The sequence below is a fragment of the Cryobacterium sp. TMT2-17-1 genome, assembly GCF_004402765.1.
Classification (GTDB): Bacteria; Actinomycetota; Actinomycetes; order Actinomycetales; family Microbacteriaceae; genus Cryobacterium; species Cryobacterium sandaracinum.
Window position 1 is genome coordinate 1 of record NZ_SOGC01000024.1, and the last position, 22,475, is coordinate 22,475.

The following is a 22,475-nucleotide window of genomic DNA, read 5'->3' on the forward strand; positions in this document are numbered from 1 at the left end:
TCAAATCACCCGACGCCCTCATCGCCCTCGCCATGCTCAGCCTCGGCGGCCACAAACCCGCACTCCCCGGCCGGGATTAACCCACAGAAGCAGCAGGAGAGCCGAGATTCTGGTCTGAAACCACATTTTTGGGTTTCCTGGGGCAGTTTCGGGCAGAATCTCCGTCGAATTCGTTCGGGAGAGAGTTGCTGCTCAGCCAGTGACGAGAAGACACGGGAGTCCCGGAACGCTCGCTCGGGAACCACGGACCGCTCCCTGAGAAGTCGCGGAACCCACGCTCATCCCGCGTCGCGGTCGATCGCCTGTGCCGGTTTGGGAGCAACTGCCCCGCCCCTTGACCCGCCCCTGCCCGCGACGCGGGTCGAGCCCGTCGAGACCCGGTTAGGAACCCACTCGAGGTTCCCGCGACGCGGATCGAGCCCGTCGAGACCAAGCGCTACAGCGCTGCCCTCTTGCTCGGCAACGCCACCAGCGTCTGCTTGGGGTCTACCTCGATCGGTGGCCTAAGCCAGTACTGCGTTCCGGTGCGGCTGATCGTCCAGTGCTGGTTGTGCAGCAGCAGATGGTGGGGATGGCAGAGGAGTACCCCGTCGGCAAGGTCCGTACATCCGTTGTTTTTGAGCCACTCGTTGATGTGATGCGCTTCTGCCCACGCTGGCGGTTTCTCACAGTCGATCCAGAGGCATCCGCCGTCGCATACTGCCATTGCGGCGCGCTGTTTCTCGGTGAAGAGTCGTTCGTCGCGGCCGACGTTGATGATCTGGCCGTTGTCGTCGAATTTGATGCCGCGGGTCCCGGTGTCGCAGAGGAGTCGGTCGATGGTTTCCTGCGAGATGGGGACCGGGTTGCCCTCGAGCTGCCCATGAGCGGCCCCTTCGGCGGGTTCGACGGGTTCGACGGGTTCGACGGGTTCGACGGGTTCGACGGGCCCAGATTCGCCCGTTTCAGTCTGGACGGTCGTCGGCGCCGGCCCGGTCTGGCCCTGCTGCCCGGTCTGGCCCTGCTGCCCGGTCTGACCGGCCTGGCCACCTTTCAGCGCCTTCTCGGTCACGATCACGCGCACCGAGGGGCGGCGGCCGCCGAAGACCCGGCCCGGGTCGGCCTCGCCGGCGATTTTGAGCAGCTGCACGAGGGAGTCCGCGGCGATCTGTTCGGTCGTGCGGAGGTCGTCTTGCATCTTCTTTGCCCAGGCTGCCCGCTCTGCGTCCACGAATCGCACCCCGCCGCGGCGCGGGCCCGTGATCGAGTCGAAGGTGGAGAGCACGAACTCGCCGTCTTCGGGCGCGAACAGCCCGTTCAGGCGCACGGTGCCGTTGCCCAGCCGGTAGACCCGCAGGTAGCGGTCGTCGTAGGCCTGCTTCTCGCGGGCGGCAATGCCGGCCTCATCGAGCCGGTCGCGCATCCGTCTCGCCTGCTTGAACACCTGATCGGCATTCAGCGACGACACCTCCGCCAGGAGCGCTTCCAGCGCCACCGCGAGCTTCTCGGCGGTGACCGAGGCATCGATTTGGCCGAGCCCCGCGCGGATCGACTCGGCCGCGTCAACCGAGAGCGTGCCGGCGGTGACGGCCCGGGCGATCGGCGCCTGCCAGGGCACCTTCGCCTCGACCTCGGCGACCTCGGCGGCATCCGCGTCGGGCGAGGACAGCGCCGCCTCGACGAGCCTGTCGGCCGCCTCGGCATCGGCCATCATGGTGCCGACTGCGACCAGCTTGTAGGCGTCGCCCTTGGACGAGCCGGTCGAGTTCTGAATCAGGGCCTCCGGGGAGAGATACCCCTGCTGCGCCGCCAAACCCGAGTGCCCGAGCTCCGGTCGGGAACGCTCGGCGATGGTCGCCGCCATCCAGGCAGCATAGGTATCGACGAGACGGCGGATCGAAGCGATTCGCTTCTGACCGGCCAACACCTCGGCATCAGGAAGGGCCGAGAAGTCAGCGCATGACGAGCCCAGCAGGGCCACGGCATCGGCCGCCTGCCTGAGGTCTTCCGCGAGGTTGGTCATGTTACGAGNGGTCATGTTACGAGGATACCTCATTGCGTACACATAGTCGAGTGTTCGTCAGATGGTTGCGGATTTTTGGAGGTTGAGATTCGAAGTTCTGTTCATCGACCTTGGAGGCATCGCTTCGGGTCTCGCCCAGCTCGACCACCGGGTCGGGAGCCCTCTGAGGCTGGGCGGCCGCCCCGTTGTCCCCGGGAACAGCCGGGCCTACCATGTGTCGCAGCCCCACTTCGGGGACCGAGCGTCGTTGCCGTGCCTCGGCGGGTTGCCGCACACAGGTCTCGGGCATTGCTCCGGATGTCCGCGTCCAGCACACCACAGGACGGGACTGACCATGAGCCAGTATCTATTTGGAGCGAACTAGGTGGACGAGGGCATCAGGGGCTTCATGCGCGAAGGCGGAACCGGCCGTCGGAAGGCGCTGGTCGCAGCCCTCAAATCGGTGGGTGGGTCGGTCGGTCGGTCGGTCGGTCGGTCGAGAGTTTCTACTACGCCTTCGGGGAGACCGACGTTCTGGGGGTCATCGAGGTTCCGGAGCAGTCCGACGCCGCCAAGAAAACGCCGGCGTATCGGGCTCCCGGCCAGTAGGTCTGCGGCGGCGTTCTCCCGCTCTAGCGGCGCATCCATGGGCACTCGGATGCGGTGACGCCCCGAGCCGGATGGCCATCGGCTGAAACCTACTCCAGCCAGTTGCCCGGAACGACGACGACCAGTCTGCAGCGCGGACATCGGTGACAGGACTCGAGCCCCTGAGCGGTGTCCACACCGTCGGGGGTCATTTCGGCCCCGCACGCCGGACACACCGGGCCGTCACCGTCGAAAGCGAACTCTTCCATTACTCCAGTCTGCGGCGTCCGTGCGGGCCGGTGCCGCGGCAACCGTCTCGCGCGCATCGTGCGCCGTTGCGCGCGTGGCACGCGACGGGCGCAGCGGCGCAGTTCCGGCGCGACGCCGATTGGCGGCGACGCGGACGGGGAATCGGCACGCGACGCGGAAAGGGAAGCAGTGCGGGGAACGACCGGGCACTGTGCCATGCTGACCGAATCGACGATCGGGGGCTCTCAGTGGTGCGTGACCACGGCTCCGAAGACGCGTACTCGCTGGCCCAGCGCGATCCGGCCTACCTCGCAGCGGTTCGGGTCGCTTACTCGGGAGAGAAGAACGTGCTCAACGCCCTGTGGTGGGCGACTCACCCCGCCGAGGCGGCACCGGATGGCTCACCGTCCCCGGCAAACCAGCTGCGCGACCTCCAGAAGCGCGTCTTCTCGGCGAACGGCGACTTCGTCGGCGATCCGAAGGCCACCGCCGCGCTGCGGGAGCTGCAGGCCACGGTGGCCGCCGACCGTGCCGCGATCGCCGCCGCGATCCGTGCGGCCGAATTCGAGGTCAACACCCAGCCGCCCCGCTCCCCCGGTGAGTCGACGGCACCGAGGAATACTGGTCCCCGGACGATGCACGAGGGGACGTCCGAGGGTTCGCTTCAACCGTTTTTCGAGGAGGTACTCGACGAGACTGCGCTGCCCGCCGGGGGACGCGACCGCAACGCCCTCCTGGTTCTCAGCATCCTTGTCGCACTGGGTGTCGGTTTCGTCGTCGGCACTCAAACGAATGCCTCGCTCGTCACCGCATCGCCTTCTGCGGATCCCGTGAACGCGGAGGACACCTGCGGCCAAGTGAGTGACGTTGTGACGCTGATGCACAATGCGTACGGCTCGCTGCTCGCAGAGCCCTCAACCCAGCGGGAGTTCGAGGGAGCCGCACGGTTCGTTGCGCGACTGAGCGCCCGCGTGGACACCGTGCCCGGCTCCGCGGTGGCGGACCACGTGGAGGCCCTGAAGGGCCTGCTGCCGTCGTCGGCCAGCGAGCAGATCGATCCGCTGTCGACAGAGTGGGGGCAGGCTCTGGCCCGTGTCAGCGCGGCCTGCAGTGCTGCCGGGTTCGACATCAGCGTGGACGCCTGGATTGGCAGCTGACGGCACCGGCCCGGTCGGGAGCGCGATTTCTCGGATGCATGGACCTTCGGTTCGATGACCTGGATTTTCCGTCTTGGCCGCCCGCTCCGCGCGATCAAGCGGTGCGCTCTACGCCCGCCAGAATCGCGGTGCCGAGCTCGGCCGGCCTGGTGAACTGGAGCCAGTGCCTGGTGGGCAGGTCCACGTACTCGACGTCGTGCAGGCGGGCCAGCTCCGCCACGAACGAATACCCGGCGGCGATCCACTCGGTGAGCAGCGCGGACGGGATCTCGCAGGAGCGGTGCGGAGGCATGGGCTGCCGCGGGTCATCCGGTGCGCCCGCAGCACCAACCTCGGAGATTTTCGCGACACGCCGCTCATGGCCCCCGAACCGGCGTTTCCCGAAAATCTCCGCGATTACGTGACGACGGATGCCTGTCAGCGAGCCCTCGTTCCACGAGCGCTCGCACGGCGAATCCTTCCTCCACCTCGTCGCGGCACGGTCCCGCTACCCGAGCTTGTGGATCATCGACGAGCCGGAGTCGGCCCTCTCCTCCACCGGTTCTCTCGCCCTGATCCGCCACCAGCAGGACATCCTGGACGCGGGCGGATCCCAGGTCATCCTCTTGACGCACTCCCCGATCCTGGCGTCGCTCCCGGGCGCCGCCATCTACGAGGTCGGGCCCTGGGGTTACCGCCCGTGCGCCTGGGGAGACCTTGACCTGGTGCGCGACTGGCGCTCCTTCCTGGAGGCCCCGGAGCGCTACCTGCGGCACCTGTTCTGACCCGGGGCAACCGATGGCCACCGGCCGCGACCGGCACCCGATCTCACCAACGGCCGGGCCTCAGTTCTGCAGGATTGTGGTGACGTACGCCACCGTGTCGGCCGGGCTGACCCCCAGCTCCCGCAGCCGTTCGACATAGGTCTTTGCCGCGCCGAGCGCCTGCTGTTCGACCGAGTCCGGTGCGGCCTTGACGAAGGAACCGGCCCTGCCGCGGGTCTCGATGAACCCCCCCGCCTCGAGTTCCTTGTAGGCACGCGCCACGGTGTTCGGCGCGAGCACTAGGTCAGCGGCGAGCCTGCGCACCGTGGGCAGGCGTGTTCCCGCGACCATGGCCCCGCTCCGGATGTGCGCAATGACCTGCACGCGCAGCTGGTCGAATGGCGGTGTCGCCGAGCGCGGGTCGATGCGGAGAATCACTGCGGGCCGACCGGGCGCGAACCGGCATCCGCGTGGAGGGTTCGCCGAAAGTGACGCCGTGACGAGGTGAGAACGGATGCGGCGGCACCCGCGCCCAGCACGACCAGCCCGAACAGGTTGAACGCCTCCACGGAGGCTACGCCGCCACCGATTCCCGGTCGCACCGCCATCGCGATCTCCTGAAGGCCGAAGAAGACACCAAAAGCACCGAGGAGGAACGCGGCGGCGACCAGATCCAGGATCGCGGCCGAGCGCATCGCATCGTCCCAGGCCAGCTCCTGCTCCGACGCCATGGTCTGGGGACGCGCGACGACGATGCGACCGCCGATTTCGAAGGCCGCGAGCACCGCCACGGCCAGCCCGGCCACGACGACCGCCACGCTGAAGGACTGCGGGAAGACGGAGAGCTGCAGCTTCCAAAAAACAGGCAGCAGTACCAGCACACCGACGACCGCCAGGTTGAGGAATACGGTGCCACGAACGCCGACGCGTTCCCACCGCGGAACGTAATCGGCCAAGCGGGTGCGCCGCCCATGGGCAACCCGCTCACCCTCGCCGGTCCTCGCCACCTCGCCGGCCACGGCTGCGATCGCGCCACCCAGCACCCCGACGATCACGAAACCGCCAAGCAGGAACACGGTGGCCGGACCACTGCGGTCCGCCCCGATGAAGTACACGAGGAAAATCGAGACGATCACGCCGAGGAATCCGCCGCCGGAGAAGCCCCGTACTCTCCGCACCTGGGCCGCCAAGACCATCGGATGCGAGGCGTGCGGCAGGCCGAGCCCGGCGACCGTTGACGCGTGGGCGACGAGCCGACGCTGCACGGCGGGAACATGGGTCAAGACCCACAGCAGCACGCACGACCCCACGAGCAGACCGGCTACCGTCCACGTGGACACGGCGACGTGGAAGATCATGTTGGACCAGACGTCACCGAGCATCAGATCCCCTTTTTGTGTTCTTAGTTTTGTATCATCTTATCAATACAAGCATGAATACACAACAGGGTTCCCGGCGTGCTGCCGTTCTATCGCCGCGCCATATGAGCTCGGATCTCGACCTACGTCCACGGTCACCTCGCGGATCGTGCCGGTGAACCAGTCCGGTCTCGGGTATGCCGGCGTCACCGGGGAGTCCGGGTCGGCGTTCCCTTGCCCGCCTTCAGGTCGGGCGGTCCGTTCGGCAGGATGTCAGGGCAGGAGACGGTATGGAGTTCGCCCACCACGGAATTGTGCACGAAATACGTCGCCGTCCTCGACATCGAACGAGTAACCTGCGGCCGGGCACGCGCCCCCGGCTCGGCTCGGCTCGGTTCAGCGGGCCAGCATATCCGGCAGCAGCGGCGAGAAGATCACGACGAAAGCCAGCACATTCAGGGCCACCGTGCCCCAGAACGCCTGCCGAAAACCGGCCTTCTTGGTTTTGTGCCGCAGCACCTGCTGCGCCACGATCGCGCCCGGCCAGCCGCCGGCGAATCCGAGCAGCAGCAGGGTGTTCTCCGGCACCCGCCAGCGCGCAGCGACCGCTGCGGTCTTGTCCATGGCGTAGGCGACGAAGCAGGCGAGGCTGACGGCCAGGTAGAACGCGGCCACCCAGATCGAGACCGGTCGGTAGGCGTCGACGACGAGGTAGATCGACGTGAAGGCGACGATGGCGAGGTAGGCGACGGCTCCCGAACCGGTGCGGGCGGGCATCCGTCGCCGCGTGCCGGTCTGCCTCGTGCGTGGGGACTGCCGCCTGGGCTTGGTCTGTCTCATCTGTGTCTTCTCGCGGCAGCAGCTCAGTCGAGGAAGTCGCGAACGACGGTGTCGAGGGCCGCGACCGTCAACGCGATCGAGCCGATGTCGATGCGCTCGTCGTTGCCGTGGAACAGCTGCCGGAAGGTGCCGTAGTCCCAGTGCCGGCCGAGCAGCGCGAAACCGTAGGCAGGGACGCCGCGGCGGCGGTAGAACCGCGCATCGGAGCCGCCGACGCTGAGCACCGGGAGCAGGTCGGCGTCGGGGTAGGCCCGGCGCACGGCCTTGCCGAGCGAGTGGAACAGCGGCGTGTCGACCGCGGACCGGGTGGCCGCGGCGAATTCGTCGCCCTCGATCGTGACCTCGTCGGCCAGGTCGCCGAGCGCCTCCCGCAGGTAGGCGTCGACGTCGGCGGCTGACAGGTCGGGCAGCACCCGGATATCGAGGGTGATCGTGGCGAGCGCGGGGATGACGTTGTCCTTCACCCCGGCCCGCACGATGTTGGGCGAGATGGTGGTGTGGGTGGATGCGTGCGCGAACCCGGCCAGGCTGCCGAGCTCGTTCAGGGCGCCGTCGATCCGGTGCGGGTCGAGCAGGCGCGCGGCAAGGTCGGGTTCCAGGTCGAGGGCCTGCACATATCGGCGCCAGTCGGCGGTGATCTGCACCGGGGCGCGGTAGCGGGCCAAGCGCCCCACGGCATCCGCCGCGATCACCGCGGCGTTGCGCGCGCCCCACGGGGCCGACCCATGGCCGGGGGTGCCGCGCACGGAAAGGCGCCGCCCGGCGATACCTTTTTCGCCGACGGCCGTCGAGATCAGCGGCCGCGGCCCGACCATGGCCCCGCCGGACTCGGTGAGCACGGCGTCCGCGTCGATCAGATCGAGCCGGTGCTCGGTGAGCCATTCCACGCCGAAGTGGCTGCCGTCTTCCTCGTCGGCAACCGCGGCGAAGATGAGGTCGCCGCGCGGCCGGAACGGTCCGGTCGCAATGGCCCGGGTGACGACCGCGTAACTGGCGGTCAGGTAGAGCATGTCGAGGGCGCCGCGTCCCCAGATCTCGCCGTCGATGATCTCGGCGCCGAAGGGGTCGCGGCTCCAGCCGCCGTCGTCGACCGGCACCACGTCGAGGTGGCCGACCAGGGCGAGCGTGGGCGCCGTGGGATCGGTGCCCCGGATTCGAGCGATCAGGGAGGCGCGGCCCGGATGCGGTTCGACCACCTCGAGGTCGAGTCCCGACCCGGCGAAGAACCCCTCGAGCGAACGCACGCTGCGAATCTCGCCGCCCGAATCGGGAGTGCCGTCGTTGACGCAGGCGTTGCGGATGAGGTCGCGCAGCAGGTCCACCGTCTGGCGGGTCAGGGCTTCATGGTCGCTCATGCGCACGCTGGACGGAGATGGTGCGCGACAGTCGATTCCATGGTGGCGGCCAGTCCTATTGTAAAGTGCCTGAACTCTACCGGGTGAGATCGGCCGCGGCGCACGCCTGGGCGGCGGCCGCCCGGGAAACCGCGTACCGGATGTGAACCCGGAGCGGTGAGCCGACGGGAATTTTCGGATGCTGGAACTCGGCGGTCGCGGTCATCCCGAGTCGTTCCATCACGGCCCGCGACGGTTCGTTGATGACCGCCGTGATCGCCTGCACCTGTTCGAGATCGAGCCGCCCAAAAGCGACATCGAGGGCCGCCCGGGCGGCTTCGGTGGCGTAGCCCTGGCCCCAGAAGGAGCGGGCCAACCGCCAGCCGACCTCGAGCCCGCCGGGTCCGGGGATGAACGCGGGCACGGGAGCGAGCCCGGTGAAGCCGATGAAGTCGCCCGTCGACTGTTTCTCGAGCGCCCAGAGTCCGTAGCCGTGCGTCTCGAAGAGCCGGTCGGCCCGGCCGGCGAGCTCGTCGCTCTGGGTCCGGGTCAGCCGAGACGGGAAGTACCGCATCACCTCCGGGTCCTCCCCCATCGCGGCGAACGGCGCCAGGTCTGACTCACGCCAACGGCGCAGCAGGAGGCGGGCGGTGCGGGTCTCGAGCGGCATCCGTCCAGACTAGTGACCCGGACCCCTGCGGGTGGTCAGGGAATCCAGTTGAACTGGTCCGGGTCGGGGCCGGTGCGCTCGTCGCGGTTCAACGCTGTGATCGCAGCCAGGTCGTCGGCAGTCAATTCGAAGTCGAAGAGCGCGAAGTTCTCCTCGACCCGGCTGCGGGTGACGGACTTCGGGAACACGATGTCGCCACGCTGCAGGTGCCAGCGCAGGGTGACCTGAGCGGCAGAGCGGCCCAGGCGGCCGGCGATGGCCGTGATCACGGGGTCGCCGAGCACCCTGCCCTGTGCGATGGGCGACCACGCTTCGGTCACGATGCCGTGCTGCGTGTTGAACGCGCGCACGTTGTCCTGGGTCAGGTACGGGTGCACCTCGATCTGGTTGACGGCCGGCACTGTGCCGGTCTCGTCGAGGAGACGCCGCAGGTGCTGCGGCTGGAAGTTGGAGACGCCGATGGTCTTCACCCGCCCGGAGGCGTGCATCTCCTCCAACGCCTTCCAGGTCTCGACGAAGTCTCCGACGGCCGGCAGCGGCCAGTGGATCAGGAAGAGGTCGAGGTAGTCGAAGCCGAGGGTCTCGAGCGTCTGCTCGAAGGCGGCCAGGGCATCAGTTCGGGAGTGGAAGCCGTTGTTGAGCTTGCTCGTGACGAAGACGTCAGTCCGATCCAGGCCGGATTCGCGCACGGCCTCGCCGACGCCCTGCTCGTTGCCGTACATCTCGGCGGTGTCGATGTGGCGGTAGCCCACCTCGAGGGCGGCGAGCGTCGACCGCCTGGTGTCGGCCAGCTCAATCTGGTACACGCCGAACCCGAGCTGCGGGATCGTCTCTCCGTTGTTGAGGGTGATGCGGGGAATGGATGTCGTCGGTGCTGCGGTCATGTCGTAGAGCTCCTTTTGTCGACGAGGCGCACGGAGAAGACTGCGCGCCCCACCCTGACCTAAACGGCGCACGGTGAAGCGAATTCCCGTTCAGGGCCGATCGACAGGCTCGAGACCCGGCGGGCGCCGGCGAGGTGCTGGACGACCTCGACCTGACCATCAGGGGTGTCGTCGATGATCTGCAGCCCGCGGCAGATGCCCAGCCAGCCAGCCGCCGTGACAGTGGGCAACAGTGATACTCCTGCCTGGGCGGTGGACGGGCCTGTGTCGCCGTCCTATGCTCGACCTGGGAACGCCCGAGTGTCGATGGTGGTGTGAGGATGGGGTCCATGCGGTCACGGTGGTTGATTCCGGTCGCGGTTGCGGCGGTTCTGAGCTTTGCGATGTCCAGCGCGTCGGCGCCCACGGCGGCTTGGGCGCAAAACCCGGTCGACTTCGGCGCCAGCCACATCGTCGACACGGTCGACGCCGTCACCGCCCGCGCCGACGAGGTCACGGCCGCGTTCGACGAGCTCTATTCCGAGACCGGAGCCGACCTCTTCGTGGCCTATGTCGACAGTTTCACAGGGGTCGAGGACCGCGAGCAGTGGGCCGACCAGACGGCTGACAACAACGGCCTCGGCACCAACGACGTGCTGCTGGCCGTAGCGACGGATGACCGCCAGTACCAACTTTCCGTGGCCCCCGACTCCGCCCTGACGGATGCCCAGCTCCAGGAGATCGAGACCGTCGCCATCGAGCCGGCTCTGCGCCAGAACGACTGGGCCGGCGCCGCGATCGCCGCAGCCGAGGGTTTCTCCGCGGCTCTGCGGGGCGAGCCGGTCTCGGCCGGCGAGATCACCCCCGGGGACGAAAGCCCCGGCGGCGGTGCCGGCGGGTTTCTCATCGTCGTGTTCGTGATCATCGCCGTGCTGGTGCTTCTGGTCGCCGGAGCGGTCATCCTGCTCGCCCGACGCGGGCGGGGGCGTGCCCTGCCAGCCGGAGCCGGAGCGCCGACCGGGCTACAGTCCCTGCCGACGCCCGAGCTCAAGCGGCGCGCCTCGAGTACCCTCGTGCAGACCGACGACGCGATCCGTTCCAGTGAGCAGGAGCTCGGCTTCGCGATCGCCCAGTACGGCACGGAGGTCACCACCGCCTTCCGGGCCGCGCTCGAAACGGCGCAGAAGCAGCTCAGCCAGGCGTTCACCCTGCAGCAGAAGCTCGACGACGCCGAACCCGACTCCGAAGAGCAGGCGCGCGCCTGGCACGCCGCGATCATCGACCTCTGCAGCCAGGCCAACCTCACCCTCGATGCGCAGGCCGACGACTTCGACGAACTGCGCCAGCTGGAGAAGAACGCGCCTGAGGTCGCCGCTGCCGTGTCCCAGGGCGCCGAGGCCGTGCGGGCCCGGCTCGCCGGCAGCGAGGAGAGCCTGGCGGCCCTGGCCGCCCGGTACACCGACGTGGCGCTCGGCACGGTTGCCGACAACCCGGCCGAGGCCCGCGAGCGTCTCGCCTTCACGGAGACCGCTCTGGCCCGGGCCACCACCCGGCTGGGTGCCGGCGATACGGCGGCCGCGGCCGTGAACATCCGTGCGGCCGAGGTATCGGTCAACCAGGCGCGGTTGCTCCTGGACGCCGTGGACCGCCTGGGCACCGACCTCGCCGGCGCGACCCGGCAGATGGCGGCCACGGTCGCCGAGCTGCAGACCGATCTGGTGACCGCGCGCGGCCTGCCCACGTCGACCGAGGCCGCCGCCGCGTTGCCGGGAGTGATCAGCCAGACCGAACAGACCCTCGCCGAGGTGCGCGCTCGCTCCGCGGCCGGCCGGATCAACCCGCTCGAGGTGATGGCGATGCTCGACGCCGCCAACACCGCGATGGATGCCGCGCTGCAGGGCGTGCGGGACGCCGAGGCGCACGTCCAGCGCGCCCGGGCCACCCTCAACCAGAACCTGCTCGCCGCGCGCGGGCAGGTGTCGGCCGCGGAAGACTTCATCAGCACCCGGCGCGGGGCGGTGGGCGCGGAGGCGCGCACCCGGGTCGCCGAGGCCGGCAGGGTTCTCGTGGAGGCCGAATCGCTGGCCGCCACCGACCCGGGTGCCGCTCTCGCCGCCTCGCAACGGGCCAACTCCCTGGCCGCGGCCTCCATCGCCGGCGCCCGGAACGACGTCGACGGGTTCGCCGGCCAGGTTCCGGGCGGCCACGGTCCCGGCTACCGAGCCGGCGGTAGCGGCGGGAACGGGGTCATGGGGGCCGTGCTCGGCGGCATCCTGATCAACACAATCCTCTCCGGCGGCGGGGGTGGCATGTTCAGTGGCGGTGGCGGCGGCCGGCGCGGCGGCGGCTTCGGCATGCCCGGCGGCTTCGGCGGTGCCGGTTCCCGCTCACGCCGGGGCGGGGGCGGGCGGTTCTAGAAACCGGCGCCGTCGCAGCCGTCGCAGCCGTTTCAGCCGTTTCAGCCGTCGCAGCCGTCGCAGCCTGCACGGCGGTCCACACGTCTTGACCAGCACAAACCGACACACTGGAGGTCAGCCGATGCTCCGGAACTCGAAAGGACACCGCACAATGACGAAACAGTCCATCTTTGGCCGTATCTCCCAGTTGGCGAAAGCGAACATCAACGCGCTTCTGGACTCCGCCGAGGACCCGCAGAAGATGCTCGACCAGATGGTTCGCGACTACACCAACAGCATCGCCGACGCGGAGAGCGCGATCGCCGAGACGATCGGCAATCTGCGCCTGCTCGAGGACGACTACCGGGAAGACGTCGAGGCCGCGACCGAGTGGGGTGGCAAGGCCCTGGCCGCGAGCCGCAAGGCCGACCAGCTGCGCACCGCCGGAAACGCGGCCGACGCCGACCGTTTCGACAACCTCGCCAAGGTCGCCCTCGGCCGTCAGATGCAGTCGGAGAAAGAGGCGAAGCTGGCCGAGCCTCAGATTGCCTCGCAGACGGCCGTCGTGGCCCAGCTCAAGGACGGCCTCAACAAGATGAAGGAGAAGCTGAACCAGCTCTCCGCCAAGCGCAGCGAACTGATCGCCCGGTCGAAGACCGCCGAGGCGCAGACCAAGGTGATGGATGCCGTCAAGAGCATCGACCTGATGGACCCCACCAGCGAGGTCAGCCGCTTCGAGGACAAGATCCGCCGCGAGGAGGCCCGCGTTCGGGGCGCCAGCGAGCTGGCCGCGTCGAGCCTGGACGCCCAGTTCGAGAGCCTCGAGGACCTCGGCGAGCTCACCGAGGTCGACGCCCGCCTCGCCGCGCTCAAATCCGGCGGCGCCGACTCCATCACGCAGTAGCCCTCAGCCTCCAGCGCAGCCGGGCGCCGACGGGAACATCCCGTCGGCGCCCGGCGTTGTCCCTAGCATGACAACTCTCGGAATCATCGGCGCCGGCAACATCGGCAGTCAGCTCGCACGACTCGGCGTGGCCAACGGATACGACGTGGTCGTGAGCAATTCGCGTGGCCCCGAAACCCTCACTGATCTGATCGGCGAGCTCGGCCCGCACTCCCGCGCCGCGACCCCCGCCGAGGCCGCCGCGGCCGGCGACCTCGTGGTCGTGACCATCCCGCTGAACCAGATCCACACCCTGCCCACGACGGAGCTGGCCGGCAAGCTCGTGATCGATACGAACAACTACTACCCGCAGCGCGACGGCGACATCGCCGCACTCGACGACGAGAGCACCACCACGGCCGAGCTGCTCCGTGATCGCCTGCCGGAGTCCACGATCGTGAAGGCTTTCAACCACATCTATGCCGCCGATCTCACCGAGCACGGTCAGCCGGCCGGGTCCGTCAACCGGCGCGCCCTGGTCATCGCCAGCGACGACGCCCCCGCCGCCGCTACCGTGACCGCACTGCTGGACCGCTTCGGCTACGACACCGTCAACGTCGGCGCGCTCAGCGAGGGCTGGCGCATCCAGCGGGACACCCCCGGCTACGGCCCGCGCTTGAACGCGGCCGAGTTGCGGGACGCGACGGACGCCGCTGCGCGCTACCGCGACCAATAGGCGCTGCGCGTAGATCGGCCCGATCCAGCACGAAAATTCCGCGCGCGGGGAAGCTCTGGGAGCATACTGAAGTATGGCTCCCTCCTTCGTTGTCGTGCCACAGTGGCAGGGTTCGGTTTCTCCGCGCGCGATGCGCCTGAGTGACGGGGCGGAGGCGATCCGAGGTGATCTTCCCTACTCCGTCACCCGTGAAGTGCCGGTGCCGGTCGAGGCCGGCGATTCTCTCGACACCGGCATCGACCGCTTCTCCACCCTGATGATGGTGCGCGAACGCCTCACGGCTGCACTGCACGGCGGCGCTGGCCCGGTGGTCACGATCGGCGGCGACAACGGGGTGTCCCTGGCGGCCGTCGAGCATGCGTCGCGGCAGCATCCTGATGACCTGGCCGTGGTCTGGCTCGACGCCCACCCCGACCTGCACACCCCCGACACCTCACCGTCCGGAGGTTTCACGGGGATGGTGCTGCGCGCCATCACCGGCGAGGGTGCCGACGGCCTGACCCTCGACCCGGGTGAGCGCGTTCCTCTGGAACGCGTCGTGATCGGCGGCGCGCGCGCCATCGACCCGGCCGAGGACGCCCTGATCCAGGACCGCGGAATAGTGAGTCTTCCGGTCGAGGACCTCGACCCTCCCGACGCGCTCGTCGCGGCCCTGCGCGCCACGGGCGTGGGCACCTTCTACCTACACCTCGACCTGGACGTGCTCGACCCGTCGGCGCTGGCCGGCCTGGCCGACCTCTACCCGTTCGGGCTGAGCGTCGACACCCTGAACCGGCTGATCACCGCCCTGCGCGCCGAATTCGAACTGGCCGGCGCCACCATCGCCGGCTTCGCCCCGGCCTCGCCGGAGGCCGCCACCGACGACCTGCCGAGCATCCTGCGCATCATCGGCGCGCTGACCCGACCTGCTCAGCCATAGCATGGGACCGACGCGCCAGCGTCACGAGGCCAAGGGAGGCATCCGTGAACGAGCAGCACTCCGTTTCCGATCCGTCGAGGATCATCACCGAGAGGCGCGGGCACGTGCTGCTGATCGGGTTCAACCGTCCGGAGAAGCGCAACGCCGCCGATCTGGCGCTGCTGACGCAGTTGGCCCTCGCCTACGGTGAACTCGACCGCGACCCTGAGCTGCGGGTCGGCCTCGTCTACGCGGTCGGCGACCACTTCACTGCCGGCCTCGACCTGGCCGACATCGGCCCCCGACTTGGCCCCGACGGCCTCGACATGGTGCCGCCCGGCGGCATCCATCCGTGGCAGGTCGACGGGCCAAGCGTGTCCAAGCCCGTGGTGATGGCCGTGCAGGGCACCTGCCTCACTCTCGGCATCGAGCTGATGCTCGCGAGCGACATCTCCGTGGCGTCAGAGTCCACCCGATTCGGCCAGATCGAGGTGGCGCGCGGCATCCTGCCGTTCGGCGGCGCGACCATCCGCTTCCCGCGCGCGGCCGGCTGGGGCAACGCCATGCGCTGGATGCTCACCGGCGACATGTTCGACGCCCGCGAGGCCCACCGCATCGGGCTCGTGCAGGAGGTCGTGCCGGACGGCACCCAGTTCGAGCGCGCGCTGGAATTGGCCGAGCGGATCGCCGCCCAGGCCCCGCTGGCCGTGCAGGCCACGCTGGCCAACGCCCGCACGGCCGCGCGGGAGGGTGCCGCGGCCGCCGAGGCGGGGCTGCAGCCGGCCCTGGCCCGCCTGGCCGCGACCGAAGATTCCCGCATCGGCATGGAGGCATTCGTCAGCCGCCGGCCGGCTACTTTCGTGGGTCGTTAGGCTGGCATCACCACCTCATTGGAACTACAGCACCACTCATCTGCACCACTGACCAAAGGAGAGACGGATGTCTGCCGCCGCCAGCACCACCCCACCTGACCCTTCCGCCAAGAGCTACGACGTCATCGTGATCGGCGCCGGCGCGGCGGGTGAGAATGTCGCCGACCGCACGACGCAGGCAGGCCTCCGCACCGTGATCGTCGAGGCCGAGCTGGTCGGCGGCGAGTGCTCCTACTGGGCCTGCATGCCGTCGAAGGCGCTCCTGCGCAGCGGAGCGGCCCTCGCCGCAGCCCGGCGCGTCGGCGGTGCGGCCGAGGCCGTGACCGGCGACCTGGACATCGCGGCCGTTCTGCGCCGCCGCGACTCCTTCACGAGCAATTGGTCCGACGAGGGCCAGGTGCGCTGGCTGGAGAAGACCGGGATCACCCTGGTGCGCGGCCACGCCCGCCTCACCGGCGTGCGGGAGGTGACCGTGACCGCTGACGACGGCACCACGACCGTACTGGTCGCGGCGCACGCCGTGGTCGTCAGCACCGGGTCGGCGGCGCTGCTGCCCGATATTCCCGGTTTGGCAGCCGTGTCGCCGTGGACCAGCCGCGAGGCCACCAGCGCCCCCGGAATCCCGGACAGTCTGGCGATTATCGGCGGCGGCGTGGTCGCCGCCGAGATGGCCACCGCCTACGCCGGGCTCGGCGCCGAGGTCACGATGATCGTTCGGAGCGATTTGCTCGGCGGTCAGGAGCCCTTCGCCGGTGAACTCGTGCTCGCGGCCCTCCGCGGGGCGGGCGTCACCGTGCTGACCGGGGTGTCGACCACCGAGGCGGCCCGCACCGCCGACGGCGATGTGACCCTCACCCTCTCCAACGGCAGCGGGGTCACCGCGACCGAGGTACTCGTGGCCACCGGCCGGGTTCCCCGCAGCGCGGATGTCGGGCTCGAGACCGTGGGCCTCACACCGGGCGACTGGCTCGAGGTCGACGACACCCTGCTGGTGCGGGGCACCGCGCCGGACCTGACCGGGGACTGGCTGTATGCCGTCGGCGACATCAACCACCGGGCCCTCCTCACCCACCAGGGCAAGTACCAGGCCCGCGCGGCCGGTGACGTGATCGCGGCCCGGGCCGCCGGCAGGCCCGTCGACGACGCCCCGTGGGGATCGCACGTCGCCACAGCCGACCATGCCGCCGTGCCGCAGGTCACCTTCACCGACCCCGAAGTGGCATCTGTGGGACTGACCCAGGCTGCTGCCGAGAAGGCCGGGTTCCGCACCCGGGTACTGGACTACAACTTGGGCCAGGTGGCCGGGGCATCCGTGCACGCCGACGGCTACACCGGGTCGGCGCGCGCGATCGTGGACCTCGACCGTGAGGTTCTGATCGGGGTCACCTTCGTGGGGCCGGATGTCGCGGAGCTGCTGCACGCGGCGACCATCGCCGTGGTCGGCGAGGTGCCGATCCGCAGGCTGTGGCACGCGGTGCCGAGCTACCCCACCCTGAGCGAGGTCTGGCTGCGGCTGCTCGAGGAGTACGGTCGCCCGTAGCCGCGCTTTCGCCCTCGCGGCGCACCCGGTGGAGGCTGGCGCACTTTCCAACCCGCGCCACCTTCCACCACCTGCCCCGCGCCACCTCCGCCGTGAGTCGATCATGGGAAACCCAGGCTTCTATCGTGGGGGCCACCTACGCTGGAGGAGTGCGCCGCATCTTCTTCGACTCCCCCATCAGCCGGGCCGGCTACCTGTACGCCACCACGGTCGGCGTGATCTGGGGTTCCATCTGGAGCACGGGCAAGGTCGAGCGCCGAGGCGGCCTCATCGTTTTTCGCGGCATGCCCTCCTGGGCATTCGGACGCGGCGGAGCCTGTGTCGGCGGCTGCTACCTGACCAACCAGAACGTGTCGATGGCCATCCTCGAACACGAGGCCGTGCACAAACATCAGTGGCAGCGCTTCGGGATGGTTTTCCCGCTGCTCTACCTGGCGGCCGGCCGCAATCCGCTGCAGAACCGCTTCGAGATCGAGGCCGGCCTCAAAAAGGGCGGCTATGTCAAATAACCCGGAGGACCCAGAATGACCGCACGCACCATCGTGATCACCGGCGCCAGCGACGGGATCGGCGCCGCCGCCGCCCGCGCCCTCAGCCAGTCCGGCGACCGAGTCGTGATCGTGGGCCGCTCGCCAGCCAAGACCGCCGCTGTCGCCGAGGCGCTGGGTGCCGACTTCCTCGTGGCCGACTTCGCCTGCCTCGACGAGGTGCGCACCCTTGCCGCCGAGCTGCAGGAGCACTATCCGCGCATCGACGTGCTCGCCAACAACGCCGGCGGCATTATGGGCGACCGCGTAACCACCGTTGACGGCTATGAGAAGACCTTCCAGGTCAACCACCTGGCTCCCTTTCTGCTCACCACGCTGTTGATGGACCGACTCGTCGCCAGTCGGGCCCGGGTGATCAACACGTCCAGCGCCGCCAACCAGCTCTTCGGCAAGATCGACCTCGACGATCTGCAGGGCGAGACGAAGTATTCCGCGAACAAGGCGTACGGCGACGGCAAGCTCGCGAACATCCTCTTCACCAGGGAACTCCACCGCCGCTACAGCGACGAGGGACTCACCACTGCATCCTTCCACCCCGGCGTGGTGGCAACGAGCTTCTCCACCGGGTCGACGACCCTCATGCGCCTCATTTACCAGACTCCGCTCAAACGCCTGCTGCTCGGCGCTGAACAGGGAGCCGACACCCTGGTCTGGCTGGCCACCGCGACGCCGGGCACCGACTGGGCATCGGGCGAGTACTACGAGAAACGCCGCATCCAGAAGGCGAACAAGCAGGCCTACGACTCTCAGCTGGCCGCCGCCCTCTGGGAGCAGAGTTCCGCGCTGGTCGCCGCGCACTCGGCGCCTCTGGCCTCCTAGCCGGATCCTCCTGGCCGGAGCCTCCTGGACGGAGCCTCCTGGACGAGGCTTCTGCACGAGGCTTCCGGGGCGAGGCTTTTTGGGTGAAGCTTCCGGTGTCGAACGAATTCGACGGAGATTTTGCTTCGAAACGGCTTTCTCGCGCGGTTTTGGGCCGATTCGGCCAAAATTCTCCGTCGAATTCGTTCGGGGTTCGGGTCGCGGTGCGGAACTCCAAACGGGAGAAACTCCGGCTGCCCACCGAGCTCGCCACGGCTCCGGTCGATGGGCCTTGCCGCCCTGCGTCCTGCCTCCGCGGGTCAGGGCGGCCAAGCGCGCGCGTGTGGCCAACTCAGGACATCCGTCACCCATAGTTACCAGCCGGTGCGGAGCAGTGCAGGATCAGCACGAATGTCCGGAGGGCCCGGACGGATCTCCTGAGTTGGCCACACGACGAGCCGGACGTGCCGCGGCACCTGTAGATTCGGGCGCCCACCCTGAGCTCCCTTGTGGCCGAACCGGTGCAGCTCGGGGCCGGTGAAAGTGGACCGGGTGAATGGGGACGATAGCCAGAGCACGTGAGCAACCTTGACCGCGAATGGCCGGCAGCTCGCGCGGGGGCGGCTGGCGCCGGGCGCATCCGTCGAGGTCAGCATGTCTCACGTATGAAATGCCTGACCTAACGAGAATCCACCCGTTCACGGTGGCAGATCGGGCCGGTGGCGCGCATGATGGTCTGGGGGCGTCGCGGTCCCCAGTGAATGTCACCGAGTGAATGAACCGAGTGAATGTCACCCAAGTGGAGGAACAGCATGAGCTACGCACACACCGTCACGGTCAATGTCTCGTTCGACGAAGCGGTCCGGATGGCCCGGGAAGCACTGGCCGACCAGGGATTCGGCATACTGACCGAAATCGACATACAGTCCACCTTCGCCGCCAAGCTCGGCCAGGAGGCCGCCGACGCCGTCGGCGACTACCTGATTCTCGGTGCCTGCAATCCCGCCCTGGCCCAGCGGGCCGTGACCGCCGACCCGGGCATCGGCGCCCTGCTCCCCTGCAACGTGGTCGTGCGCCGCCACGCGGGGGCCGGTGAAACCACCGTGGAAGCCCTCGACCCGGCCATCATGGCGCAGCTCAGCACGAAACCGGAGATCGAGCAGGTCTCCATCGAAGCGGATGCCCGGCTGCGCGCAGCCCTCGCCGCCGTGCTCGCCGGCGCAACGCAGTAGCCAACGCGCAGCGCTGGATGCGCAGGTCCACCGGGCGCCGCGCTCCGCGCTCCGCTTGCCGCTGACTCAGCTCGCGAGCGCATCGACACGACAACGCCCGACCTCGAAAAGGCCGGGCGTTGTCGTGAACGGATTCTGCGGGTGCAGCGCTGCTGCTACGGGGCGGCGTACCCGGCTGCGGCCTCGGCCAGCAGGTCGGCCTCGGCCCAGGTCGCGAGGTTCGCGCGCAGCTTCACGCCGAGGTCGGCGTCGACGCTGGTCCAGTACGCGATAGCTCGCTCGGTCACTTCGGGACGTTCCACCCCGCTGATGGCACCGGTGATGGTGTCGAGGAAGCGCGCCTTGGCGGCATCGTCGTAGACCTCGCGGTACAGCGTCCCGGCCTGGCCGAAGTCGCTGTCCTCGCTGCGCAGCTGCGCGGCGGCGCGCACGAGTTCGCCGTCGTTCTCCCAGCTTCCGTCGGTTGCCGCCTGCGGGTCGGCCACCGGGCCGCCCAGCGAGTTCGGAGCGTAGTTCGGGACATCCGTCGCGTTGAAGTGATAGCGAGCGGCGCCATCCTGCGAGTAGTTGTTCACGGGAGCCTTCGCGGCGTTCACCGGCAGCTGGTTGAAGTTCGTGCCGACTCGGTATCGCTGGGCGTCCGGGTAGGAGAAGATGCGCGCCATCAGCATCTTGTCAGGGCTCGCCGCGATGCCGGGCACGAAGTTCGCCGGGGAGAACGCGGCCTGCTCGATCTCAGCGAAGAAGTTCTCCGGGTTGCGGTTCAGGGTGTGCGTGCCGACCTTGACCAGCGGGTAGTCTGCGTGCGGCCACACCTTGGTGATGTCGAACGGGTTGAACCGGTAGGCCTTGGCGTCGTCGTACGGCATGATCTGCACCGAGACGTCCCAAGACGGAAAGTTTCCGGCATCGATGGCGTCGAAGAGGTCGCGACGGTAGTAGTCGGCGTCGGCCCCCGCGATGAGCTCAGCCTCCGAGCCCTCCATCTCGATGTTGCCCTGGTTGGAGGTGAAGTGGTACTTGACCCAGAAGCGCTCACCGGCGGCGTTGATCCACTGGTAGGTGTGCGAGCCGAAGCCGGGCATCTCGCGCCAGGAGCGCGGCAGGCCGCGGTCGCCCATCAGGTAGGTCACCTGGTGCGCGGACTCCGGGGAGAGGGTCCAGAAGTCCCACTGCATGGTCGCGTCGCGCAGGCCGGAGCCCGGCAGACGCTTCTGCGAGTGGATGAAGTCGGGGAACTTGATGCCGTCGCGGATGAAGAACACCGGTGTGTTGTTGCCGACGATGTCGTAGTTGCCCTCGGAGGTGTAGAACTTCACCGAGAAGCCGCGCACGTCGCGCCAGGTGTCGGGGCTGCCCTGCTCACCGGCAACGCTGGAGAAGCGCTGCAGCGTCTCGGTGGTCGTTCCGGGCGCGAAGACGGCGGCGCGGGTGTACGCGGAGACGTCTCCGGTCACCTCGAAGACGCCGTGCGCTCCGCCGCCCTTGGCGTGCACGATGCGCTCCGGGATGCGCTCGCGGTTGAACTGGGCGAGCTTCTCGACCAGGTAGACGTCGTGCAGGGCAGTGGCTCCCTCGGTTCCAACGGTCAGGGAGTGCTCGTCGCTGGCGACGGGCGTTCCCGTCTGCGTGGTGGTGGACTTGATTGTCATTGTGCTCCTTCGTTCGACAGCGGTGCAGGTGTGGAAAGTGCGGTGAGTGTGGAGGTCTGGCAATCGGGGCAGAGGCCCCAATAGGTGACCTCGGCGGTTTGCACGGTAAATCCGGAGGTGTTCGAGGGCGTTAGGCAGGGGGACTCACCCACGGCGCAGTCGACGTCGTGCACCGCGCTGCACCGGGTGCAGACGATGTGGTGGTGGTTGTCGCCGACCCGGCGTTCGAAGAGAGCCGGGGAGCCGGCCGGCTCGATCTTGCGGGCGATCCCCGCGCCGGTGAAGGCCGCGAGCACACCATATACCGCCTGCAGTGAGGTGCCCGGCAGCTCGGCTCGAACCGTGGCGTAGAGCCGCTCCGCGGTCGAGTGCGGGGCCTGGTCGAGAACACGCAGCACCGCCAAGCGGGGCCCGGTGACCTTGAGCCCAGACGCACGGATGCTGTCGGCGAGCAGACCGGAAGCCTCAACCGCCCGCACCCGCCCTGTTTCCGTCATGCGCCCCACGCTAACAGTTGTTTTGAATTACTCAAAACAATTGGCGACCACCGGGCGTGGCGCACGCGGGCTGCTGGGCGCGGATCACCGGCTCAGGACGGCGAGCCGAGTGCCGATTGGTAAACGTCGACGACCCGGGCCAGGAAGGCCTCGATGACCTCTCGTTCCTCATCAGAGAGATCCTGAGTGAGCGCCGCCACTCCCCCGATCACCGGAAGCAGTTGCTGGAACGCCCGCGAAACCGACTCCTGAGCCGGCACCACGACCACCTTGCGCCGATCCGACGAGTGCGGATGGCGCTGGGCGTGACCGAGGGCCACGAGCCGGTCGACCACGAGAGTGGTTGCCGCCGTGGAGATGTCCAGGCAGCGGGCCAGCTCGCCCGGGGTCAGCGACCCCTCCCGGATCAGGTGCTCCATCGCGGACAGGTCGGTGGCGTTCACCTCGAGCGCCTGCCCGACCTGGCGCTCGAAGGCGCGGGACAGGTGCACGATGTCGTGCAGCTGGAAGCCGATCCGGTCCGAAACCGGAAGACTGGGATCCCGACTTTCGCCGCCCCCCGGCGCGCCGACTACCCCGGCCGCGGAGCCGGGAGCAAACTTGCGGCGCTCTTCCATAGGAGCCATACTATTACGAAGAT

General features: G+C 68.7%; 23 protein-coding genes and 1 pseudogene. 11 read left to right on the forward strand and 13 right to left on the reverse strand.

The features are described 5' to 3' along the window. Positions 1-436: 436 nt before the first annotated feature. Together E3O47_RS05335 and E3O47_RS15905 are read right to left on the reverse strand one after the other, a co-directional pair. A complete protein-coding gene (locus E3O47_RS05335; RefSeq protein WP_166785328.1) occupies positions 437-2,017 on the reverse strand; it encodes a DUF222 domain-containing protein in 1,581 nt (526 codons plus the stop codon). A 662-nt stretch (positions 2,018-2,679) separates the two neighbouring features. Next, positions 2,680-2,838: a hypothetical protein gene (locus tag E3O47_RS15905; RefSeq protein WP_166785329.1), complete on the reverse strand. Its 159-nt coding sequence runs from the start codon at positions 2,836-2,838 to the stop codon at positions 2,680-2,682. Between the two features lie 228 nt (positions 2,839-3,066). Here E3O47_RS15905 and E3O47_RS05345 point away from each other — a divergent pair, with 228 nt between their 5' ends. Next, a complete protein-coding gene (locus E3O47_RS05345) occupies positions 3,067-3,975 on the forward strand; it encodes a hypothetical protein (protein WP_134419758.1) in 909 nt (302 codons plus the stop codon). Between the two features lie 94 nt (positions 3,976-4,069). Here the strand turns inward: E3O47_RS05345 and E3O47_RS05350 are convergent. Further along, positions 4,070-4,252, reverse strand: a pseudogene (locus tag E3O47_RS05350) (alpha/beta hydrolase); the annotation flags it as partial. A gap of 133 nt (positions 4,253-4,385) precedes the next feature. Between E3O47_RS05350 and E3O47_RS05355 the strand changes: the two are divergent. Further along, a complete protein-coding gene (locus tag E3O47_RS05355) occupies positions 4,386-4,739 on the forward strand; it encodes a hypothetical protein (protein ID WP_134419760.1) in 354 nt (117 codons plus the stop codon). A gap of 60 nt (positions 4,740-4,799) precedes the next feature. Here E3O47_RS05355 and E3O47_RS05360 read toward each other — a convergent pair whose 3' ends face one another. The 7 genes from E3O47_RS05360 to E3O47_RS15910 form a co-directional block, all read right to left on the reverse strand. After that, the gene (locus E3O47_RS05360) at positions 4,800-5,156 is read right to left on the reverse strand and encodes a GntR family transcriptional regulator (protein WP_134373574.1); all 357 of its coding nucleotides are present in this window, start codon (positions 5,154-5,156) and stop codon (positions 4,800-4,802) included. Further along, positions 5,153-6,100: a hypothetical protein gene (locus E3O47_RS05365; protein ID WP_134401741.1), complete on the reverse strand. Its 948-nt coding sequence runs from the start codon at positions 6,098-6,100 to the stop codon at positions 5,153-5,155. The genes E3O47_RS05360 and E3O47_RS05365 overlap by 4 nt, the downstream gene beginning before the upstream one ends. 372 nt (positions 6,101-6,472) lie before the next feature. Further along, the gene (locus E3O47_RS05370; protein ID WP_104099680.1) at positions 6,473-6,916 is read right to left on the reverse strand and encodes a DUF1294 domain-containing protein; all 444 of its coding nucleotides are present in this window, start codon (positions 6,914-6,916) and stop codon (positions 6,473-6,475) included. Positions 6,917-6,939: 23 nt separating this feature from the next. Next, complete coding sequence (locus tag E3O47_RS05375; protein ID WP_134419762.1) at positions 6,940-8,271, reverse strand: M20/M25/M40 family metallo-hydrolase; 1,332 nt, start codon at positions 8,269-8,271, stop codon at positions 6,940-6,942. Positions 8,272-8,347: 76 nt separating this feature from the next. Beyond that, a complete protein-coding gene (locus E3O47_RS05380) occupies positions 8,348-8,920 on the reverse strand; it encodes a GNAT family N-acetyltransferase (RefSeq protein WP_104099679.1) in 573 nt (190 codons plus the stop codon). Positions 8,921-8,955: 35 nt separating this feature from the next. Then, on the reverse strand, positions 8,956-9,804 hold the full coding sequence (locus E3O47_RS05385; protein ID WP_134419764.1) for an aldo/keto reductase: 849 nt from the start codon (positions 9,802-9,804) through the stop codon (positions 8,956-8,958). A 59-nt stretch (positions 9,805-9,863) separates the two neighbouring features. Continuing rightward, positions 9,864-10,034, reverse strand: a complete 171-nt coding sequence (locus E3O47_RS15910) for a hypothetical protein (RefSeq protein ID WP_166784753.1) — start codon at positions 10,032-10,034, stop codon at positions 9,864-9,866. Between the two features lie 99 nt (positions 10,035-10,133). Here E3O47_RS15910 and E3O47_RS05390 point away from each other — a divergent pair, with 99 nt between their 5' ends. The 9 genes from E3O47_RS05390 to E3O47_RS05430 all read left to right on the forward strand — a co-directional run bounded on the left by E3O47_RS05390 (position 10,134) and on the right by E3O47_RS05430 (position 19,686). Beyond that, positions 10,134-12,200: a TPM domain-containing protein gene (locus tag E3O47_RS05390; RefSeq protein ID WP_134419766.1), complete on the forward strand. Its 2,067-nt coding sequence runs from the start codon at positions 10,134-10,136 to the stop codon at positions 12,198-12,200. Between the two features lie 151 nt (positions 12,201-12,351). Further along, positions 12,352-13,083: a PspA/IM30 family protein gene (locus tag E3O47_RS05395; RefSeq protein ID WP_134415367.1), complete on the forward strand. Its 732-nt coding sequence runs from the start codon at positions 12,352-12,354 to the stop codon at positions 13,081-13,083. A gap of 67 nt (positions 13,084-13,150) precedes the next feature. Then, entirely contained in the window at positions 13,151-13,798 is a 648-nt protein-coding gene (locus tag E3O47_RS05400) for an NAD(P)-binding domain-containing protein (protein WP_134415366.1), read from the forward strand. 73 nt (positions 13,799-13,871) lie between these two features. Further along, positions 13,872-14,717: an arginase family protein gene (locus tag E3O47_RS05405; protein WP_104099674.1), complete on the forward strand. Its 846-nt coding sequence runs from the start codon at positions 13,872-13,874 to the stop codon at positions 14,715-14,717. Between the two features lie 44 nt (positions 14,718-14,761). Then, positions 14,762-15,568, forward strand: a complete 807-nt coding sequence (locus tag E3O47_RS05410; RefSeq protein ID WP_233191189.1) for a crotonase/enoyl-CoA hydratase family protein — start codon at positions 14,762-14,764, stop codon at positions 15,566-15,568. A gap of 67 nt (positions 15,569-15,635) precedes the next feature. Next, the gene (locus E3O47_RS05415; RefSeq protein ID WP_134373584.1) at positions 15,636-17,108 is read left to right on the forward strand and encodes an NAD(P)/FAD-dependent oxidoreductase; all 1,473 of its coding nucleotides are present in this window, start codon (positions 15,636-15,638) and stop codon (positions 17,106-17,108) included. A 125-nt stretch (positions 17,109-17,233) separates the two neighbouring features. Beyond that, on the forward strand, positions 17,234-17,617 hold the full coding sequence (locus E3O47_RS05420; protein ID WP_134343251.1) for a Fe-S oxidoreductase: 384 nt from the start codon (positions 17,234-17,236) through the stop codon (positions 17,615-17,617). Between the two features lie 15 nt (positions 17,618-17,632). Continuing rightward, positions 17,633-18,475: an SDR family NAD(P)-dependent oxidoreductase gene (locus tag E3O47_RS05425; RefSeq protein ID WP_134419768.1), complete on the forward strand. Its 843-nt coding sequence runs from the start codon at positions 17,633-17,635 to the stop codon at positions 18,473-18,475. A 791-nt stretch (positions 18,476-19,266) separates the two neighbouring features. Then, positions 19,267-19,686, forward strand: coding sequence for a DUF302 domain-containing protein (locus tag E3O47_RS05430; RefSeq protein WP_104099150.1), 420 nt, complete (start codon positions 19,267-19,269; stop codon positions 19,684-19,686). 155 nt (positions 19,687-19,841) lie between these two features. On the opposite strand, the gene E3O47_RS05435 is transcribed toward E3O47_RS05430, so the two are convergent. The 3 genes from E3O47_RS05435 to E3O47_RS05445 form a co-directional block, all read right to left on the reverse strand. After that, positions 19,842-21,338 carry a catalase gene (locus tag E3O47_RS05435; RefSeq protein WP_134343255.1) on the reverse strand — a complete coding sequence of 499 codons (1,497 nt, stop codon included), beginning with the start codon at positions 21,336-21,338 and terminating at the stop codon, positions 19,842-19,844. Further along, the gene (locus tag E3O47_RS05440; protein WP_104099152.1) at positions 21,335-21,835 is read right to left on the reverse strand and encodes a Fur family transcriptional regulator; all 501 of its coding nucleotides are present in this window, start codon (positions 21,833-21,835) and stop codon (positions 21,335-21,337) included. Before E3O47_RS05440 ends, E3O47_RS05435 begins: the two co-directional genes overlap by 4 nt. 92 nt (positions 21,836-21,927) lie before the next feature. Beyond that, positions 21,928-22,452, reverse strand: coding sequence for a MarR family transcriptional regulator (locus tag E3O47_RS05445; RefSeq protein ID WP_166785330.1), 525 nt, complete (start codon positions 22,450-22,452; stop codon positions 21,928-21,930). Positions 22,453-22,475 lie beyond the last annotated feature (23 nt).

Excerpts from the sequence above, each read along its gene's own strand:
- E3O47_RS05395 (WP_134415367.1), top strand. The coding sequence starts at position 12,352 with ATGACGAAACAGTCCATCTTTGGCCGTATCTCCCAGTTGGCGAAAGCG.
- E3O47_RS05365 (WP_134401741.1), bottom strand. The coding sequence starts at position 6,100 with ATGCTCGGTGACGTCTGGTCCAACATGATCTTCCACGTCGCCGTGTCC.
- E3O47_RS15905 (WP_166785329.1), bottom strand. The coding sequence starts at position 2,838 with ATGGAAGAGTTCGCTTTCGACGGTGACGGCCCGGTGTGTCCGGCGTGC.
- E3O47_RS05405 (WP_104099674.1), top strand. The coding sequence starts at position 13,872 with ATGGCTCCCTCCTTCGTTGTCGTGCCACAGTGGCAGGGTTCGGTTTCT.
- E3O47_RS05415 (WP_134373584.1), top strand. The coding sequence starts at position 15,636 with ATGTCTGCCGCCGCCAGCACCACCCCACCTGACCCTTCCGCCAAGAGC.
- E3O47_RS05370 (WP_104099680.1), bottom strand. The coding sequence starts at position 6,916 with ATGAGACAGACCAAGCCCAGGCGGCAGTCCCCACGCACGAGGCAGACC.
- E3O47_RS05390 (WP_134419766.1), top strand. The coding sequence starts at position 10,134 with ATGCGGTCACGGTGGTTGATTCCGGTCGCGGTTGCGGCGGTTCTGAGC.
- E3O47_RS05430 (WP_104099150.1), top strand. The coding sequence starts at position 19,267 with ATGAGCTACGCACACACCGTCACGGTCAATGTCTCGTTCGACGAAGCG.
- E3O47_RS05445 (WP_166785330.1), bottom strand. The coding sequence starts at position 22,452 with ATGGAAGAGCGCCGCAAGTTTGCTCCCGGCTCCGCGGCCGGGGTAGTC.
- E3O47_RS05425 (WP_134419768.1), top strand. The coding sequence starts at position 17,633 with ATGACCGCACGCACCATCGTGATCACCGGCGCCAGCGACGGGATCGGC.
- E3O47_RS05355 (WP_134419760.1), top strand. The coding sequence starts at position 4,386 with ATGCCTGTCAGCGAGCCCTCGTTCCACGAGCGCTCGCACGGCGAATCC.
- E3O47_RS05440 (WP_104099152.1), bottom strand. The coding sequence starts at position 21,835 with ATGACGGAAACAGGGCGGGTGCGGGCGGTTGAGGCTTCCGGTCTGCTC.
- E3O47_RS05380 (WP_104099679.1), bottom strand. The coding sequence starts at position 8,920 with ATGCCGCTCGAGACCCGCACCGCCCGCCTCCTGCTGCGCCGTTGGCGT.
- E3O47_RS05435 (WP_134343255.1), bottom strand. The coding sequence starts at position 21,338 with ATGACAATCAAGTCCACCACCACGCAGACGGGAACGCCCGTCGCCAGC.
- E3O47_RS05400 (WP_134415366.1), top strand. The coding sequence starts at position 13,151 with ATGACAACTCTCGGAATCATCGGCGCCGGCAACATCGGCAGTCAGCTC.
- E3O47_RS05375 (WP_134419762.1), bottom strand. The coding sequence starts at position 8,271 with ATGAGCGACCATGAAGCCCTGACCCGCCAGACGGTGGACCTGCTGCGC.
- E3O47_RS05385 (WP_134419764.1), bottom strand. The coding sequence starts at position 9,804 with ATGACCGCAGCACCGACGACATCCATTCCCCGCATCACCCTCAACAAC.